Annotated in this window: 14 protein-coding genes and 1 tRNA gene; 3 read left to right on the top strand and 12 right to left on the bottom strand. The window is 50.8% G+C overall.

The features are described from left to right. Positions 1–526 (top strand): IS110 family RNA-guided transposase (locus tag BZJ19_RS15700; RefSeq protein ID WP_108744088.1); only part of this gene is annotated, 526 nt, incomplete at its 5' end. A 366-nt stretch (positions 527–892) separates the two neighbouring features. On the opposite strand, the gene BZJ19_RS15695 is transcribed toward BZJ19_RS15700, so the two are convergent. From BZJ19_RS15695 to BZJ19_RS15670, 7 genes are all read right to left on the bottom strand, one after another. After that, positions 893–1,624, bottom strand: coding sequence for a hypothetical protein (locus BZJ19_RS15695; protein ID WP_077676315.1), 732 nt, complete (start codon positions 1,622–1,624; stop codon positions 893–895). Positions 1,625–2,132: 508 nt separating this feature from the next. Then, positions 2,133–2,223 (bottom strand) — tRNA-Ser (locus tag BZJ19_RS15690). 130 nt (positions 2,224–2,353) lie between these two features. Further along, entirely contained in the window at positions 2,354–2,476 is a 123-nt protein-coding gene (locus BZJ19_RS17370; RefSeq protein ID WP_268794315.1) for a hypothetical protein, read from the bottom strand. Then, a complete protein-coding gene (locus BZJ19_RS17395) occupies positions 2,469–2,759 on the bottom strand; it encodes an ATP-binding cassette domain-containing protein (protein ID WP_276526540.1) in 291 nt (96 codons plus the stop codon). The genes BZJ19_RS17370 and BZJ19_RS17395 overlap by 8 nt, the downstream gene beginning before the upstream one ends. Positions 2,760–2,775: 16 nt before the next feature. Next, positions 2,776–4,080 (bottom strand): phosphate ABC transporter permease PstA, encoded by a 1,305-nt coding sequence (gene pstA, locus BZJ19_RS15680; RefSeq protein ID WP_077676314.1) that lies wholly within the window; start codon positions 4,078–4,080, stop codon positions 2,776–2,778. Next, the gene (gene pstC / locus BZJ19_RS15675) at positions 4,073–5,455 is read right to left on the bottom strand and encodes a phosphate ABC transporter permease subunit PstC (protein WP_077676313.1); all 1,383 of its coding nucleotides are present in this window, start codon (positions 5,453–5,455) and stop codon (positions 4,073–4,075) included. The genes pstA and pstC overlap by 8 nt, the downstream gene beginning before the upstream one ends. Before the next feature lie 66 nt (positions 5,456–5,521). After that, on the bottom strand, positions 5,522–6,562 hold the full coding sequence (locus tag BZJ19_RS15670; protein WP_077676312.1) for a substrate-binding domain-containing protein: 1,041 nt from the start codon (positions 6,560–6,562) through the stop codon (positions 5,522–5,524). A 334-nt stretch (positions 6,563–6,896) separates the two neighbouring features. Here BZJ19_RS15670 and BZJ19_RS15665 point away from each other — a divergent pair, with 334 nt between their 5' ends. After that, positions 6,897–7,370 (top strand): hypothetical protein, encoded by a 474-nt coding sequence (locus BZJ19_RS15665; RefSeq protein WP_077676311.1) that lies wholly within the window; start codon positions 6,897–6,899, stop codon positions 7,368–7,370. 57 nt (positions 7,371–7,427) lie between these two features. Here the strand turns inward: BZJ19_RS15665 and BZJ19_RS15660 are convergent, their stop codons facing one another. After that, complete coding sequence (locus BZJ19_RS15660; RefSeq protein ID WP_077676310.1) at positions 7,428–9,044, bottom strand: methyl-accepting chemotaxis protein; 1,617 nt, start codon at positions 9,042–9,044, stop codon at positions 7,428–7,430. A 150-nt stretch (positions 9,045–9,194) separates the two neighbouring features. Next, positions 9,195–9,656 carry a DUF3429 domain-containing protein gene (locus tag BZJ19_RS15655; RefSeq protein WP_235608267.1) on the bottom strand — a complete coding sequence of 154 codons (462 nt, stop codon included), beginning with the start codon at positions 9,654–9,656 and terminating at the stop codon, positions 9,195–9,197. 322 nt (positions 9,657–9,978) lie between these two features. Here BZJ19_RS15655 and BZJ19_RS15650 point away from each other — a divergent pair, with 322 nt between their 5' ends. After that, the gene (locus tag BZJ19_RS15650) at positions 9,979–11,661 is read left to right on the top strand and encodes a BCCT family transporter (RefSeq protein ID WP_077676309.1); all 1,683 of its coding nucleotides are present in this window, start codon (positions 9,979–9,981) and stop codon (positions 11,659–11,661) included. Positions 11,662–11,724: 63 nt separating this feature from the next. Here the strand turns inward: BZJ19_RS15650 and glpC are convergent, their stop codons facing one another. The 3 genes from glpC to glpA are packed head-to-tail and all read right to left on the bottom strand — an operon-like array spanning position 11,725 to position 15,975. Beyond that, positions 11,725–12,981, bottom strand: coding sequence for an anaerobic glycerol-3-phosphate dehydrogenase subunit GlpC (glpC, locus tag BZJ19_RS15645; RefSeq protein WP_077676308.1), 1,257 nt, complete (start codon positions 12,979–12,981; stop codon positions 11,725–11,727). After that, positions 12,971–14,284, bottom strand: a complete 1,314-nt coding sequence (gene glpB / locus BZJ19_RS15640; protein WP_069588276.1) for a glycerol-3-phosphate dehydrogenase subunit GlpB — start codon at positions 14,282–14,284, stop codon at positions 12,971–12,973. Before glpB ends, glpC begins: the two co-directional genes overlap by 11 nt. Further along, on the bottom strand, positions 14,281–15,975 hold the full coding sequence (glpA, locus tag BZJ19_RS15635) for an anaerobic glycerol-3-phosphate dehydrogenase subunit A (RefSeq protein ID WP_077676307.1): 1,695 nt from the start codon (positions 15,973–15,975) through the stop codon (positions 14,281–14,283). The genes glpB and glpA overlap by 4 nt, the downstream gene beginning before the upstream one ends. Between the last annotated feature and the right edge of the window lie 112 nt (positions 15,976–16,087).

Raw genomic sequence — 16,087 nt, 5'->3', positions numbered from 1 at the left:
CGAGGCAGCAGAAAATGGCCTGCCTGATATTGCTCGTGCTGTCGTGGCAGATTGTTTTGACCACCTACAAACACTTAATCAGCGTATCGACGATACCGAGCAGTGTTTCGATATGGTGACCAAGGCCAGCCCTAATGCCCAGCGTATTCTTAATGTTCGCGGCATTGGCCCACAAACAGCAACGGCGATTATCGCCACTATCGGAAAAGGCGAGCAGTTTGATTCCGGTAGAGACTTTGCGGCTTGGCTTGGATTAGTGCCCAAACAGTACTCAACCGGAGGAAAGCCGCGATTAGGTCGTATTAGTAAACGAGGAGATAAATATCTCAGAACACTCTTAGTGCATGGCGCGAGAGCCGTCATCACGAACCTAGGCGATAAGCAAGATAGGCTCAGTGTTTGGGGGCGAAATGTCCTTGAGCGACGTGGCATGAATCGCGCCATTGTCGCTCTCGCAGCCAAAAATGCACGTATTGTGTGGGCGTTGTTGCACCATCAAACGGATTATCAAGACTACGCGGCCTAACTCGTCGCTGTCGTAAGGAGAAATACACCAACCGGGTCATTGCACACGCAAGTTGATGAGTATCGGTGAAGACCATTTGCAGAGCCTGTTAATGCGGCGGGCACCTTGATGCCTTCTAACGAATTAGGCACTGCAACCGCGCAATGTCATCAGGGCCATGACGTGAGTCAATAAAAGGCCGAATGTAGAGCGGCAGTCCAAACCAAACTCAATACGCTTCGCGGATGCTTGACGAACGGGGGAATCCATGTAGCCGCGTTAAGTAGTGAGCAACGCCACCACCATACCTAAGCCATTGTGCCGTAAACATTAAATTCAAAGCAAACCGAAAATGCCGAGCGTTGGGAATCTGTCTTAAACGCTTTGTTAAGTGCATATTTTGGGAATGAGTAAAGCTATTGCTAACAAACCGAACGACACAGGCAAAAGAAAGTCCAATAACAACCAACGTATTGACTGGCTTCGTACTAGCATACTGAACCAATTATCAAATCGTTTCATCGATGCAGAGATACGGATGTTGGTAATACTTTTATCGAGTAAAGTAGTGTGCGTTTGAATTTCGTTTAACTTATTGAGGATATCTTTTCTTTCTGTAGGAGTTAGATTTTCAGAATTAAATGTATACGACTCAACTTTGATCCATGCGCTATCAAGTGCATCTTTTCGGCTAACCACGTCCCTTTTGTTTTCCAACATCCAAGTATAGAAATTCGAATTTTCCGGCTTACCAGAGTAGTCATACGGATCGTTTTCACTAGCAAACATGCCACCTCTGTTTCCTCTCGTAACTTGTGTATTGATTCCTGTGAGCCTAATACGCCAGTACATAAATCTATTGCTAACTAACCACGTGTACTGAAATAGCTCGTAACCAACAAAGGCTAACAAAAGGACATAAATGGTCTCGGGTGTCAGGTTCTCAAACTTGAGTCCCATAAAAGCAGTGTCTTTGGCAGGCATAAGCTTCAAATAGGTGAAGCAGAATGATATCGCTGACGCTAGGAGTAAATTCCGACGAATTTTTTCTTCATGATCACTAGCCTCAATGGACAGTGGTTCTTTCATTACCTGCTCAATACGCTCTTCTTGATCCATAACACCTCATCATTAACTCTGCGATAATTGAAAATGCACTTAACATTGTATTAGTGCGCGTGCTCGATTTGTCAAAATCGTTATACGCCCTGTTTTATTCATAACCTCATGATACGCATGTGGTTTTTCCATCTATCTCATCAAGCTCTCTTCGGTGATAGTGTGCATGCCGCCTATCCCGGTTGAGGTATTCACATTATCCCCGCGCTTGTACTTTTAACCGATTGATTATTCGTGTTTTTTATTTTTTCGCCGAGGGAAAGTGTGAATCGGTCATGAGAAAGCGTGCATCCATGTGGGCGCTTTTGTTGCGTTCCACGCTACCGCCCTTCGGTTGGCGGCGTCCAAAAGGCCATGTAAGAGACAGAAATATAAAGGGTTAGCGTACCAGAGTGCAGAATAGCTGTTTAGACACAAGCGCCTAAAATGTTGGCAAGGTCAGGGTTTGGATGTTTGCGGGGGCATAAATGCAAAAAAGCCGCTGACTTATCAGCGGCTTTTCGGTATGTGGCGGAGAGATAGGGATTTGAACCCTAGAAGGGCTATTAACCCTTGCCGGTTTTCAAGACCGGTGCTTTCAACCACTCAGCCATCTCTCCGGAACGGGGCGTATACTAGAGGCTGCTCAGAGCGATGTAAAGTCCATTTTTACTTTTCAGCACTTAAGTGCTGAAATTATCAGCAAAAGCCTATTTTCAGCGCTTTTCTCTCCTTTGCCCCGCCGTTTATTTAGCCAAATCGGCCATTAATGTAATCATGAGTCAGCTTGTGCTCTGGGTCGTTGAACACTTTTTCGGTACTGTTCACCTCAACCAAGCTCCCTAAGTGGAAGTACGCCGTGCGGTCAGACACACGCGAGGCTTGTTGCATGGAGTAAACAGCGCAAAAAAGTGGATTTGCCGCAGCCTGATGGGCCGATCATCGCAAGAACTTCTTTCTCGCCAATATCAAGGCTCACGTCTGCGATCGCCGGTTTTGCGCCATGTTCGTAGTTCACAAAGACATTGCGAGCCGTCATTCGCGGGTTATCCACAAAGGGCACACCGCAGGTTTCTTTGGGGGCTGCGGTATTTTGGGGCGTCGTGTTCACTGTTTGCTCTGTAAGAGTTCCGTTAGTCATGGTTGTTGTCGTCATGGTTTTCTCTCCCGACTTACCAGCGTCGCTCGAGACGCTTACGCATAATCACGGCGCAGGCATTCATAAAAGCAAGGAATGCCAGCAGCACCATGATTGCGCCAGAGGTGTTTTCGACAAAGCCCTTTTCAGGATTCTCTGCCCATAAATAGATTTGTACAGGTAGCGCGGTCGCCGCATCGAGTGGCCCAGATGGAATGTCGACAATAAACGCCACCATGCCGATCATAAGAAGCGGTGCGGYTTCACCCAGCGCTTGTGCCATCCCAATGATGGTGCCGGTGAGCATGCCTGGCATCGCTAATGGCAGCACATGGTGAATAACCATTTGCATCTTGGAAGCCCCTACCCCTAACGCGGCGTCACGGACCGAGGGTGGAACCGCTTTGATGGAGGCTCGGCTGGAAATAATGATGGTTGGCAGCGTCATAAGGGTAAGCACCAAGCCGCCCACAACCGGCGCAGAACGCGGTAGGTCGGCAAAGTTGAGGAATACCGCCAATCCCAGCAAACCAAACACAATTGAGGGCACGGCTGCGAGGTTATTGATGTTAATTTCAATGATCTCGGTAATACGGTTGCGTGGCGCAAACTCTTCCAAGTAAATCGCCGCGGCTACCCCTATCGGAAAGCTCAGCACTAGGGTGACCAGTAAGGTGTAGAAGGATCCAACCGTTGCCCCCCAAATCCCAGCGAGTTCAGCATCGCGGCTATCACCGTTGGTGAAAAAGCGGGTGTTAAACACGGTACGGATCCGATCATCGCTTTGCAGTTGGTTAAACCAACCGATGTGCTTGTCTTTAAACTGACGATAAGACTCCGGTAAGTTGCCGTCGATATTGCCTTTGTTGAACTGGTTAACGTTGTCTCCAGCAAGCGCCCAAATATCAATTTGCTGTCCAACAAGGCTGGGGTCTGCAGCGACACGGTCACGCAAATCGTACTCCGCCCCTGTGGAGAGGAAGCGGAATAGCTCGCGCTTGTCTGTACGCGACGTGACGTCCGGCAAGGTAGCAAAAATGGCATCGGCCAGCACCGAGCGATAGCTCAGGTATTGCAATGTTTCATCATTGAGCGGTTTGCCCTCAATGCCAAGCTTTTCGGCGCTTAAATCGACCGTGAGACGAATTTCTGTGGTGTAGAAGGCGGTGTACCCTTGCGAGATAATTGATCCTAGCAATACCACCAAAAACGTAAACGCCAACAAAATCGACCCAATGCCATACCAACGAAAGCGTCCTTCGCGTCCACGTCGTTTGGCAAGGCCTGCTTTTACTCGGGCGCGCTTGTTTTGCGCGATCTGTGCAATTTTATCAGTCATATTGTTCTCGATATTTCTTCACAATACGGAGCGCAACAAAGTTCAGCGCTAGCGTCACAACAAAGAGCGTCAAACCCAGTGCAAATGCGGCCAAGGTTTTCGGGCTATCAAACTCTTGGTCGCCCACCAGCAGGGTTACGATCTGCACGGTAACCGTGGTGACCGAATCAAGTGGGTTCGCGGTGAGGTTAGCCGAAAGGCCTGCGGCCATGACCACAATCATGGTTTCGCCAATCGCACGGGATACGGCAAGCAAAAGCCCCCCGACAATGCCCGGTAACGCGGCTGGAATAACCACTTGGCGGATGGTTTCAGATGGCGTTGCCCCCAGTCCGAGTGAGCCATCGCGCAATGACTGCGGCACCGCGGTGATCACGTCATCAGATAGTGAGGACACAAACGGGATGATCATCACCCCCATGACAAACCCTGCAGCCAGTGCACTTTCCGAGGACGCACTCTCAAACCCAATCGCTTGTGCAACGWCACGGATCACCGGAGCCGCGACCAAAGCGGCAAAAAAGCCATACACCACAGTCGGAATACCGGCGAGAATTTCAAGAATCGGCTTTACGATACTGCGCACGCGCGGTGAGGCGTATTCAGCGAGATAGATGGCACTCATCAGCCCCACAGGCGCCGCAATACACATGGCGATAATCGAGATCATCAAGGTGCCGGTGAACAGTGGAATCGCGCCAAAAGAGCCACTTGCCCCTTGCTGGTCTGCGCGTAAGGCAATTTGCGGTGACCATTCCGTCCCGAAGATAAAGTCGGTAATCGAGATCATTTGGAAAAAGCGCAGGGCTTCAAACAGCACTGAGAGCACAATGCCTAGAGTGGTCAGAATGGCTAACGTCGAACACAACAGCAAAAACGCCTGCATCACGTTCTCGACACGGTTGCGGGCCCTTAGCCGCGGCCGCAGCGAGCGCCACCCAAAGGCAAATCCGGCCAACGCCAATGTTGTCATGGCAGTAAAACGCAAGGTGTTCCCTAACGCATGGAGGGATTGATAGTGTTCAGCCGCTGCTAACAAGACAGCATCGTCAGTTTGGGTGATGCCACTGGCAATGTTCCCGATTTGGCTGTAGACCAAATCATGGCTATTGATGCGCACAAGGTAGCTATCTGGGATCTGTGCCATCACCAAACTGTGGATCAAGTTCGGCTCCACGGCTTGCCATAGCAGCAGTAGAATCAACGCCGGAATGGCGGCGAGAATCGCAACATAGGAGCCATAGTAGTTGGGGCGAGAGTGAAGCTTGCTCAATCCACCAGCCATATCGGCCAGTTTGATTGAACGTGTTCGAGCAAGAAAGAAGCCTGAAATTGCAATCAGCGCAATTACGGTCATCAACATGGATGTGGTCATTGTTCCTCCTGAACACGAATAAAGGTGACACCGCGCGTGTGCCACCTTTTCGCGTTCACACTGCTATTACAGATTCGGGTTTAGATTCACCGCTGCAGTGCGTACGTTGTTCCATTCTTGGCTTGCCAATGGGATCAGACCACGGTCGGTCAGATAGCCCATTTCGCCGATAGCATCTTCTGCCGTGAAGGCATTCACATACTCTTTCAAGCCTGGGATCACATTTTCATGCGCTTTCTTCACGTAGAAGTAGAGTGAGCGTGATACGGGATACTCGCCACTACCAATCGCATCAAATGTCGGCTCAACACCGGCAATTTTTGCGCCTTGAACTTTATCGGCATTCTGCTCGAGGAAGCTGTACCCAAAGATACCGAATGCATCTGGATTCGCTTCAAGCTTTTGCACGATCAAGTTGTCGTTTTCGCCCGCTTCGATAAAGGCACCATCTTCACGCATGCCATGACAAATGGCTTTGAATTTATCTTCATCGCTGTCTTCTAGCGCGGCAATTTCAGGATATTGAGAACAGCCTGCTTCCATAGCGAGTTCAACAAACGCATCACGCGTACCTGACGTTGGTGGTGGACCTAGCACCTCGATCTTGGTTTTCGGCAGCGATGGGTTCACGTCTTTCCACGTTTTGTGTGGGTTGTCGATGAAGTTGCCTTTGCCGTCTGGCACGGTTTTAGCCAGTGCGGTGTARAGATCTTTCAGTGATACGTCGTATTGTGGCGATGCTTTTGAGTTCGCAAAGGCGATGCCGTCATAACCAATTTTGATTTCGACGATGTCGTCTACACCATTGGCTTTACAACGCTCAATTTCAGAGCTTTTGATTTTGCGTGATGCATTCGTGATATCTGGTGTATTTTCACCCACACCTGCACAGAACAGCTTCAAGCCACCGCCTGAACCGGTTGATTCGATTTTGGGTACTGAGTATTGCGACGTGCGACCGAAGCGCTCAGCAACCACAGTAGCAAAAGGGTAAACGGTAGAAGAGCCAACGATGCTAATGTAGTCACGGTTTGCGGCCGTTGCGCTACCCGCGGCCAATACGGCCATTGATACTGTAGTAGCAGCAAAGAGAGCTTTGAGTTTCACATCAACCTCCAAGTCGATTGTTTAAGTTAGTGCTGTGCAAGTTGTCCAACCTGCACATGACGAAGAACTCGGTTAGCTGTGAAACACCTTAAGCAGGGTTCGTGACACTTCCTTGATGAGACGATGAAGCTTTAATGACAGGCCGATCCTTTGGTAAGCAACGCAAAAATTGGCGCTCACCCGCTCGCGTTGCGCGGCGGTATCGCTAGGATATAGCCAAGCTTTTTCGTGCTGCAACACCGATTATAAGCGGATAAAAGCACCAATTAAGTCGTGTAGCATGGGGCTGCACAACATCCTGGCGTAAAACAGGGAACAGCCGTAAGGATTCATCATGGCGGAGCCAAACGATAGCCTCGCGCGCTCAATTAAGTCGCATCGAGCGAGAATAAAAAACACCCAAACCCAACCCAGTAAACCGTCGGTTCTGTTTTTGTGTGATGGGCTTCAGGGCGCCTCGTTAATGGCAAGCGCCATTATGCAGAACAAAGCCGGAGCGTTTTTTGAGATCGTGTGCTGTCACACCAGCCCTGACATGGCAACCGAACCGGCCGCACGGGCGTTGATTCAATTTCAAATCTCAACCGCGGATATTGTGCCGGTGCCTTTGGCCAGCTTATCGTTGAACTATGTTGACTATTTAGTCGCCCTTTCGCCTGCCGCAGTGCAATCGGGCCTTACACTGCCCAGCTATGGCAAGTTTGTACCGTGGGATGTGTCCGAACAGACCAACGCCAGCACAACCGCAGTGTTACGGACCATCAATCACAATGTGAATTACTTTCTGTCTCTCTATTTGTTTCGCTAATTCAGCTCATCCCACAAAAAATGCGCCGGTTAGGCGCATTTTGCATCAAGGCTACGGTTAGAGTCGAAACGCTTGGGCTTGCTCGCGAATGCTGGCGTTTTCTTTCTCTAGTCGCTCATAGGCGTCACGCGTTTTTTCTGCAGTCTCTGCTAGCGACTCCGCTGCACGGTGAATCGCCGATACATTTTGGTTCAGATCGCCCGCTGCCGTGGTTTGCTCCTCTGTGGCGGTCGCAATCGCTCCGGTCATTTCGGACACTTGCTGTGTCGCGGCATTAATCGTTTCTATCGCTTCTGCCGCGCGTTTCGCGTCGTCCAAGCCTTTTTGGGTGAGCGTTTGGCTATCCGTCATCACTTGATAGGCCTGGCGTGCTTTGGTTTGCAGTCCTTCAATGATTTGGTTGATCTCATCCGTGGATGATTGGGTTTTAGTGGCTAAGCCGCGAACCTCGTCAGCGACCACCGCAAAGCCACGGCCGGCCTCACCCGCTCTCGCTGCTTCAATCGCAGCATTCAGTGCCAACAGATTGGTTTGTTCTGCAATCGTACTGATCACTTCAGACACTTTGCCGATATTTTCACTGTCTGCGCTTAAAGCCTCAATGACTTGCGACGCTTTATTCACTTGCTCCTGTGCCGCCACACTTTGCTGATACGACTGTTCAAAAATATCACGCCCTTGTTCAGCGTAATCGCGTGATTTATCTGTTTGCTCCGCCGCATTGACCGTATTGGTAGCAACTTCCCCAAAGGTCGATTCCATCTGCGTCATCGCGCTCGCCAATTGTGATAACTCGCCACGCTGTTGTTCAACACTCCTAACAGTGTCGGTCACTTGGTTTGATAGCTCATCACTCACCGCTTGCAAACGCTCAGTTCCCGCGACTAAAGCGCTAATCAGTGCCGTTACACTGCTTTGCATTTGGTCAAATGTCTGCGCTGCTTGCCCGATTTCATCACGATTAAACGCATCTAAGGTGAGACGTTGGGTTAAATCGCCGCTCTCGACTCGCTGCATCTGCGCCACCAAGCGCGCAAGCGGACCACGAATACGCTGTTGAAGAAGCAGGGCTACCCCAACCATCAAAGCGATCAGCGCGATAATGACCGCGATGCCAATATAAACCAGCTGTTCGATTTTATCCGCCTCACGCGTTTTGATCGCGTTAGCTTGATCTTCTATCGATGCTTGTAAGGTGGCAAGATTCGCCACAATCTGATCAAAAGGTGCCAGCATCGGCCCAAGCATTTTACGGCGCGCATCTTCAATACGACCGTTATCTATCAGGTTTATGTAGTCGTTCTGCATTTGGCGATACGCATCCAGTCGATCGGCAATATCTGTGACCGCTCGGCTAGTGGCATCTCGTACAGTCAATAATTTCATGTCAGCCAAAGCTTGGCTAACTGCCTCGTCATTGCGTTCAATTTTCACCAAAATATCGCGGTGTTCTTGGCGGCTATCTGTGAGGCCATAATCAAGCGCGAAGCGACGATAGGTCACTGTGTAATAACGGAGATCAGAGACCGTACTAAGAAGCCGAACATTTCGTTCAACAACGTCGTTAAACTGTGTTTTGACTGTATTAATTTCGCTAAAAAGGTAGGCACCACTTGCTGCTACCGCCACACCAAGGGTGAGAAAAACCACACGTAGGTACTGAATGATAGTCATGTTGTCCCCGTTACAACTTTTGGCATTTCTGCCAAGTTAATTATTCTATTGTCAGTAAGCTAACGGGTACGACCAATCACTGTGATAGGTTCAATCTAAATCCGTTTTTCATTGTCAAGATAACTCGCGACAGTAGGCCAAAAGCTGACGTTAAGCCACCAGTAACAGTAAGCCATGACAGCCCACAACACCCGCAGTCAAACGGCCACGCATCACTTGGTAAGCGGCGGGCTGCGCCTCCTCACGCTCGCTCTTTCGGATCCATTTTTCAGCCAACCATACCGCCAAGTAACCCGAAGTCAGAATGCCAGTGGCAATCACGTATTGCGTTGCCCCTTGAAGGAGTGCACCCCATGCCAGTAGAGCGAATAAGTTACTCAGCAATAATGCATTACGGCTGAGTTTATGGGAAAAATGATCGATACCATTACCCCACAACACGCCAGATAAGAAGCTTAAAATCACCGCACTGTAGCTTAAAAATAGCTGCTCACCACTGAGTCCAAATAAGGTTAAATCGGCCCAAGTAATAATTACCCCGCCAATAAACGGAACCAAACCCAGATAGCCAAGTTGCAGCATGGTATCGCGAGCAGAAGGTTGAGATTTCATGAAGCTACTCCCATCAAAAAACGGTCACGTTGAGGTCTGTTTTCAGTATACGAAGCCCAGTCTAACTTGGTCGTCTTATCGACATTTTTTGCTGATTTTCTCGGCATTTTACAGCTTTTAGCTGTGATTTATCCCTCAGTTTTTTGCAAATATAGCGAATATTGAGTACATTGCTGCCCGAATTCGTTTTCACAGGCTGCCAATTTTTGCCGACAGCAGCCACGCGGCGAGCCGATAGTTCGCCAATTTTTCCGCTTGTTTAAGGAGCACCATTAGCGCTTACCGCTATCCTAATTTTTCGCGTTTGAAAGAGGAGTTATTCATGTCAACGCAACGTACACGAAGTACATCCGGCGCCGAATCAATGCGCCCGACTTATCACCCATTTGAAAACCGCGTAACCCAAAGCGGCCTTTTCAAAGGCGTTCACAAAAATATGATGATCGCCGCTACCCTTCTGGTTTTCGCCTTCGTTCTGTTTACAGGCTTTAACACCGATCTTGCCGCCACGATTTTTGCGACTGCTCGAGGCTGGGTCGAGTCCACCTTTGGTTGGTACTACATGATGGTGCTCGTGCTGCTTCTCACTACTAGTTTGATCATTGCCGTCACGCGCTTAGGCAGCATCCGTCTGGGAGATGACGACGATCGCCCCGAGTTCAGCACATTTTCTTGGTTAGCCATGCTTTTTTCCGCCGGTGTTGGAATTGGCGTACTGTTTTTTGGGGTAGCCGAACCCACGTTCTACTTTGATACAAGTGGTGCGTTCGGCTACCCCAACAACCCGTATGCCGATATGGCTGGGGCAACCACCATGGGCTTTGATCGTGCCGCCGATGCGTTGCGAGTCACCTATTTCCATTGGGGCTTTCATGGCTGGGCGGTGTATGTAATTGTCGGGCTTGCGTTGGCCTATTTTTCGTTTCGTAAGAAACTGCCTCTGGCACTACGTTCGACCGTCTATCCACTAATTGGTGAGCGTATTTATGGTCCGATGGGGCATGCCATCGATATTCTTGGCGTGCTGGGTTGTGTATTTGGGGTCGCGACCTCACTAGGGTTAGGCGTCAGCCAAATTGCCGTAGGGCTGGATCGTTTATTTGGGATTGATCCCGGTGTAGTCACTCAGGTAATACTCATTGCGCTGATCTCTGTGGCTTCCATTATGTCTGCGCTATCTGGCGTGGGTAAAGGGATTCGGATTATCTCTGAGTGGAACATTATTGTCTCGGCCCTTGTGATCGCCTACTTCCTGTTTGGTGGCCCGACAGCTTGGCTAATTCAGATTTTTGGCGTCTCGCTGGGTGACTACTTGGTGAACTTTATGCCAATGGGGCTGTGGTTCCCTGATGAGCAAGGTCCCGCTGCATGGCAAAATGCGTGGACCATTTTCTACTGGGGATGGTGGATTGCTTGGGCGCCCTTTATTGGCCTATTTATTGCTCGTATTTCACGCGGTCGTACCCTACGCGAATTTATCTTTGGTGTGCTGTGCGCGCCAACACTGATGATTTTTGCGTGGCTCGCTATCTTTGGTGGTAATGCCCTACATCAAGAGCTTGTCGCTGACGCTGGGATTGGTAGCGCAGGGATCATTGATTTGGTGAATAGCTGGGACTTACCCGCTGCACTCTTTGCAAGTGCCGATGGGATCACCGGCGGTGGCATCACGGGATGGATTCTTAATGCCATGATGATTTTCTTGCTGTTTAGCTGGTTTATCACCTCGTCCGACTCTAGCACGCTAGTGCTTACCACGATCCTTTCAATGGGCAATGAGCACCCACCGAAGCGTTTCCGTATTTTTTGGGGGTCGATGATCGGGGCGGTTGCCGCCGTGCTGTTGGTCGCAGGCGGATTGAAGGCACTGCAAACGGCCAATATGGTCACCGCATTGCCTATCAGTATCCTTCTGATCCTCATGACAATCAGTGTGCTGAAATCCTTGCTTGAAGAGTCGATGGGCAAATCGACTGCATCGAACACATCGCAAGCTAAGCAGTAAATGACACTGGGCACGCAACAAAAACGCCACCGCATTGGGTGGCGTTTTTCTTTGCGACGAATATTACGACGCTGCTGACTCTCCAACCGCCATCGCTAGAACACTCACCGGATGCAAAGCTTCCAGCGATGTGTTTTCTTCAATTTGCCATTTACAGGTTTCACAGTCGGTGATCGCAAAGTCCGCCTGCGCGGCTTCAATCTGAGCAAACAAGCCACTACCGATGGCAATCGAGGTTTGATAGTTCTCGGTTTTAAACCCATAGGTACCTGCCAAGCCACAACACTCGCTATCGAGCACAATCACCTCTAAGCCTGGGATCATTCGTAACAGCTCAATGGTAAACATCGCATTACCACTGCGCTCCAAGTGACAAGGGGTATGGTAAACCACCCGCTTATTAATTGGGTTGAGCTTGGGCATATCGCCATTCATGGCCGCTTTGAGTAAAAAGCGGGTCACAAAGCTGATTTGCCCTGCCACGTGGGCGTTATCCACTCCCAGTACGTGGGGGTACTCTTCTTTTAACGTCAGCGCACACGATGAGGAGGTGGCTATTACAGGGCGATGCTCGGCAACCGAATCAGCAATCATCGCGGTATTAGCGGTCGCGTTACGGCGCGCTTTATCGTAAAAGCCATTGGCAATTAAAGGCACGCCACAGCATTTATGTTTCTCGAGCAATTGCACGCCGTACCCCATCGCATTCATCACTTTCACCAAGTCTTTACCAAGCTGCGGATTGTTGAAATTCACATAACAGCCATGAAAGTAACTGACTTGTTTAGGATAATCCGCTTGCGCCGCCGCTTGGCTTTTCATCCAACGCCGAAAGGTGCCAAACGAATACTTGGGTAGAGATTTATGTTTATCCACCCCAATCGTGGCATGCATCACCGCTTTCACCGGTTTCAGATCCGTCATCATGTTCACCAACGGCGCCACTGGATTGGCAAGCGTGCCAAACAAGTCGGTATGGCTCAGCACGTAATCACGCATCAACTTAGGATTGATGTTTTTCTTACCGTGTTTGCCGCGCGCCACCGCAATGATATCGCCAATTTTCACCCCGGAAGGACAGGCGGTCTCACAGCGTTTGCAGTTGGTGCATAGCTTGAGCAGGTCATCATAATACTCAGGGTTTTTGATCCGCAGACGCTCACCATCCGGGCCACACTCTTTGGGACCAGGATACGCAGGGTTCGCTTTTGATACCGGGCAATACACAGTACAGACCGTGCATTTAATGCATTGATCAAAACTGGTGGGTTGCGGCGCATGGTCGCTATAATCACGCTGTTTCAGCCATTCAGTTAGCATGGGACGCCTCCTTAGCGTTCGCCATCACAGCGAGCGCACGTTGCGCGGCGGCGTAGCCAGTTGCGATCGCGACGCCACCGCCACAGCCCTCATAGACGGGATCGTAACCACTGAGTACCGCACCACACACAAACAGGTTTTGGCAGCGCTTGCCGCGTGCGGTGGGACGCAGTTGGTTGTCGGTGTTGATGCCAAAGGCCATAAAGGGGTGGCTTTGCTGACTGAAAAAGTCGTCGTTGCGCCACTCGCTGCGATCAGGGCTTTGCACCATGTCTAATCCCAACGTCGGTTCGCTCACCTGAGTGCGGTCGGCATTTAGGCCGCGACTAAAATAGCTGCCCGTGGCCAAGATCACTGCCTCTGCGGTTAACGGAATATCTTCGAGTTGACGCGTGTGCAAGGCGGTAAGGCGACCGTTGTCGTCAAATTCACCGCCAGTGACTTGATCGCCGCGCAGCAATACCCCACCCGCGCTAGCAAAGGCCCGCTGTAACGCACGCTCAATGCGGATCCCCAGCAGAGAAGGCGGCATGGTCGGCACTTCGTGAAAACAGCGATCGGTGCGCTGTTTAAGCGCATCCATCCCCCGCTCGCCGGCCACATCGGCAATGATGGCGGGTAAAATCACCAGCTCATCCGGTCCGGACTGCATGATTAGTTGCTCGCACAGACTGTCAAAGGCATCAGGCTCAGCCAATAAACGAGAAAGATCCACCGAGCGCAGTTCATTGCGGTTACGGCGTAATCGCTCGGCTCCCGGAATCGACAGCGTAATGGTGCGACTTGGGCAGGATGCAAAATCACGCTGGGCGGTAATGGTGTCTTTTGCTAACGTCGGTTGCGCATCGCGATAGCCTTCAATGGCCACAAAACACAAACCAGAGAAACGACGCGGGCCGCGATGCTGATACACATGCCCTTGCGATAGCCAAGTCGGGCGCACAGTACCTAATGGCGTAATGCGGCCGTGGTTGGCGTTATCTTCTTGATGATACAGACACACCTTTTGCGCACTCAGTTGGTGTTGGAACCAAGCGAGTGACTGGGTGATTTCCTCTAAACTGACTTTGGCATAGGGATGCTCAGGGTGCTGGCGCACCAGTTTCGGAATCGCTTCAAAAGGCTGACTGACCGGCTCACCATTGGGAAAATGGCCCAATACATCAATTGAGCCTGACGAGAAATGTAGCGCGCTTTGTCCGGCGCTAATCATTACGGTTTTCTTGCCCGCTTCCAGTGACCGCAATGCGGCAGTAAATCCGGCAATGCCGCCACCAATCACTGCGATATCGTAGTGGATCATTGTGATACCTCCTGATCAGCCGCTGACGTCGGTGCAGCACGCTTTATCTCAGCGCTACTGCGTGGTGTCTTGGGCGGCGTTGGCACCTCACCGGCGCCAAACAATCCTTGATAAATCCAATAGCTAAATTCGGCTTCGCGTAGCGCATCGCCCCAAAAAATCGGTTTCACGCCTTTCCAGCGCTCTTCGAGAAAATCCACCAGCAGCCCTGCACTGGCTTGGCCATCTATCCCAGCCAGCTCACTGAATAAGCTGGCGGCACGATAGCTGCACAGCTCGCCCTGACAAGGCCCCATACCCAGACGAGTGCGCCGACGCAGATCGGTGAGATTTTTCACATCCAGCGATTGAATCGCATAGTTCACCTCGCCCTTGGTCACCATTTCGCATTCGCAAATCACCGCTTGGCTGTCGTCACTTTCATCTAAAAAATGGCTAACGCGCTCACCGTGGCGGTAATAGGCGGATTGGTAGACAGGTTTCACCAAGCTGGCACTGGCTTTACGGATCCCTTTAGAAGGCTCAGAGCCCGGTAGCGGGCGAATCGCAGTTTGGCAACGGTTGCGGTTACCCAACTTTTCAGCCACCAAGTCTGTGGCTTGCTCGGCCATCAAACGATAGGTCATGAGCTTGCCACCAGTGATAGTGATCAAGCCTTCCAGCCCATCGCGTGCTTGGTGATCGAGTAACACAATGCCGCGACTGATATTACGGCCACTGCCGTCGTCATCTACCGAGACCAAAGGCCGCACGCCCGCATAGGCGCGCAACACGCGTGTATTGGCCATGATGGGAGCGAGCTTCGCCCCTTCGCGCATCAGCACATCCACTTCTTGTGGCGTCACCGCGAGCTTATCAATCTGATCGTACTCGATGTGCTCAGAGGTGGTGCCGATTAAGGAAATGGTGTCACCGGGCACCAATATATCGGCGTCTGCCGGTTTCCGGCAGCGGTTGATCACCCGGTTATTAATCCGATAATCGAGGATCAGCAATGAGCCCTTGGCGGGGAACATTTTGATATTCAGATCGGCATACTCGCAGATTGTCTGCCCCCAAATCCCTGCGGCATTGATCACTTGCTTTGCCATAATGGCAAAACGCTCGCCGGTGAGGGTATGCAAACACTGGACACCTTGCACCGTCGCCCCTTGACGAATTAATCCCATCACCCGGGTATGGTTAAACACCTTGGCGCCGTGCTCTTTGCCGTCCAGTACATTCGCGGCACACAAGCGAAACGGATCGATAATGCCATCCGGCACTTGCACCGCGCCAATCATCGCCGGATTCGCGTTGGGTTCGAACGCTAACGCTTCACGTGGCGTCAGATTTCGGGTCGGAATACCGGCTTTATCGCAACTGGCAATAAAGGTGTCTTGGTACGCTAAATCATCTTCCGGCAAGGTGATAAAAAGTCCGCTGGTGTCTTCCACGCAGTGGCGAGCAACGGATTTAAGGATGGTGTTTTCTTGAATGCATTCACGGGCCGATTCGGTATCTGTGACCGCGTAACGAGCCCCAGAATGCAGCAAACCATGGTTGCGCCCCGATGTGCCTGCCGCAATATCGTCACGTTCGAGCAAAATGCATGAGATGCCACGCAGTGCGCAATCTCGCATGATGCCGGTGCCGGTTGCACCCCCACCGATGATGACCACATCCGTTTCAATATACTGGCTATTTGGCATGGGGCCTCCTTGTTACTGTATCGTAACRGGAGTGTGGCATTTTCCGTGTCACAAAGACGGCGAGATCATCACACAATGCGCGAATTCGAAACACAAACTCACACTTGTTTGA

The sequence above is a fragment of the Salinivibrio proteolyticus genome (assembly GCF_001996165.1).
Taxonomy (GTDB): Bacteria; Pseudomonadota; Gammaproteobacteria; order Enterobacterales; family Vibrionaceae; genus Salinivibrio; species Salinivibrio proteolyticus.
Note: the sequence above shows the minus strand (reverse complement) of the source record. Positions and strands in the feature narration are given on the sequence as shown.

Coding starts and splice junctions, on each gene's coding strand:
- BZJ19_RS15660 (WP_077676310.1), bottom strand. CDS start 9,044: ATGACTATCATTCAGTACCTACGTGTGGTTTTTCTCACCCTTGGTGTG.
- BZJ19_RS15650 (WP_077676309.1), top strand. CDS start 9,979: ATGTCAACGCAACGTACACGAAGTACATCCGGCGCCGAATCAATGCGC.
- glpC (WP_077676308.1), bottom strand. CDS start 12,981: ATGCTAACTGAATGGCTGAAACAGCGTGATTATAGCGACCATGCGCCG.
- glpA (WP_077676307.1), bottom strand. CDS start 15,975: ATGCCAAATAGCCAGTATATTGAAACGGATGTGGTCATCATCGGTGGG.
- BZJ19_RS15665 (WP_077676311.1), top strand. CDS start 6,897: ATGGCGGAGCCAAACGATAGCCTCGCGCGCTCAATTAAGTCGCATCGA.
- BZJ19_RS15655 (WP_235608267.1), bottom strand. CDS start 9,656: ATGAAATCTCAACCTTCTGCTCGCGATACCATGCTGCAACTTGGCTAT.
- BZJ19_RS15695 (WP_077676315.1), bottom strand. CDS start 1,624: ATGGATCAAGAAGAGCGTATTGAGCAGGTAATGAAAGAACCACTGTCC.
- glpB (WP_069588276.1), bottom strand. CDS start 14,284: ATGATCCACTACGATATCGCAGTGATTGGTGGCGGCATTGCCGGATTT.
- BZJ19_RS17395 (WP_276526540.1), bottom strand. CDS start 2,759: ATGACGACAACAACCATGACTAACGGAACTCTTACAGAGCAAACAGTG.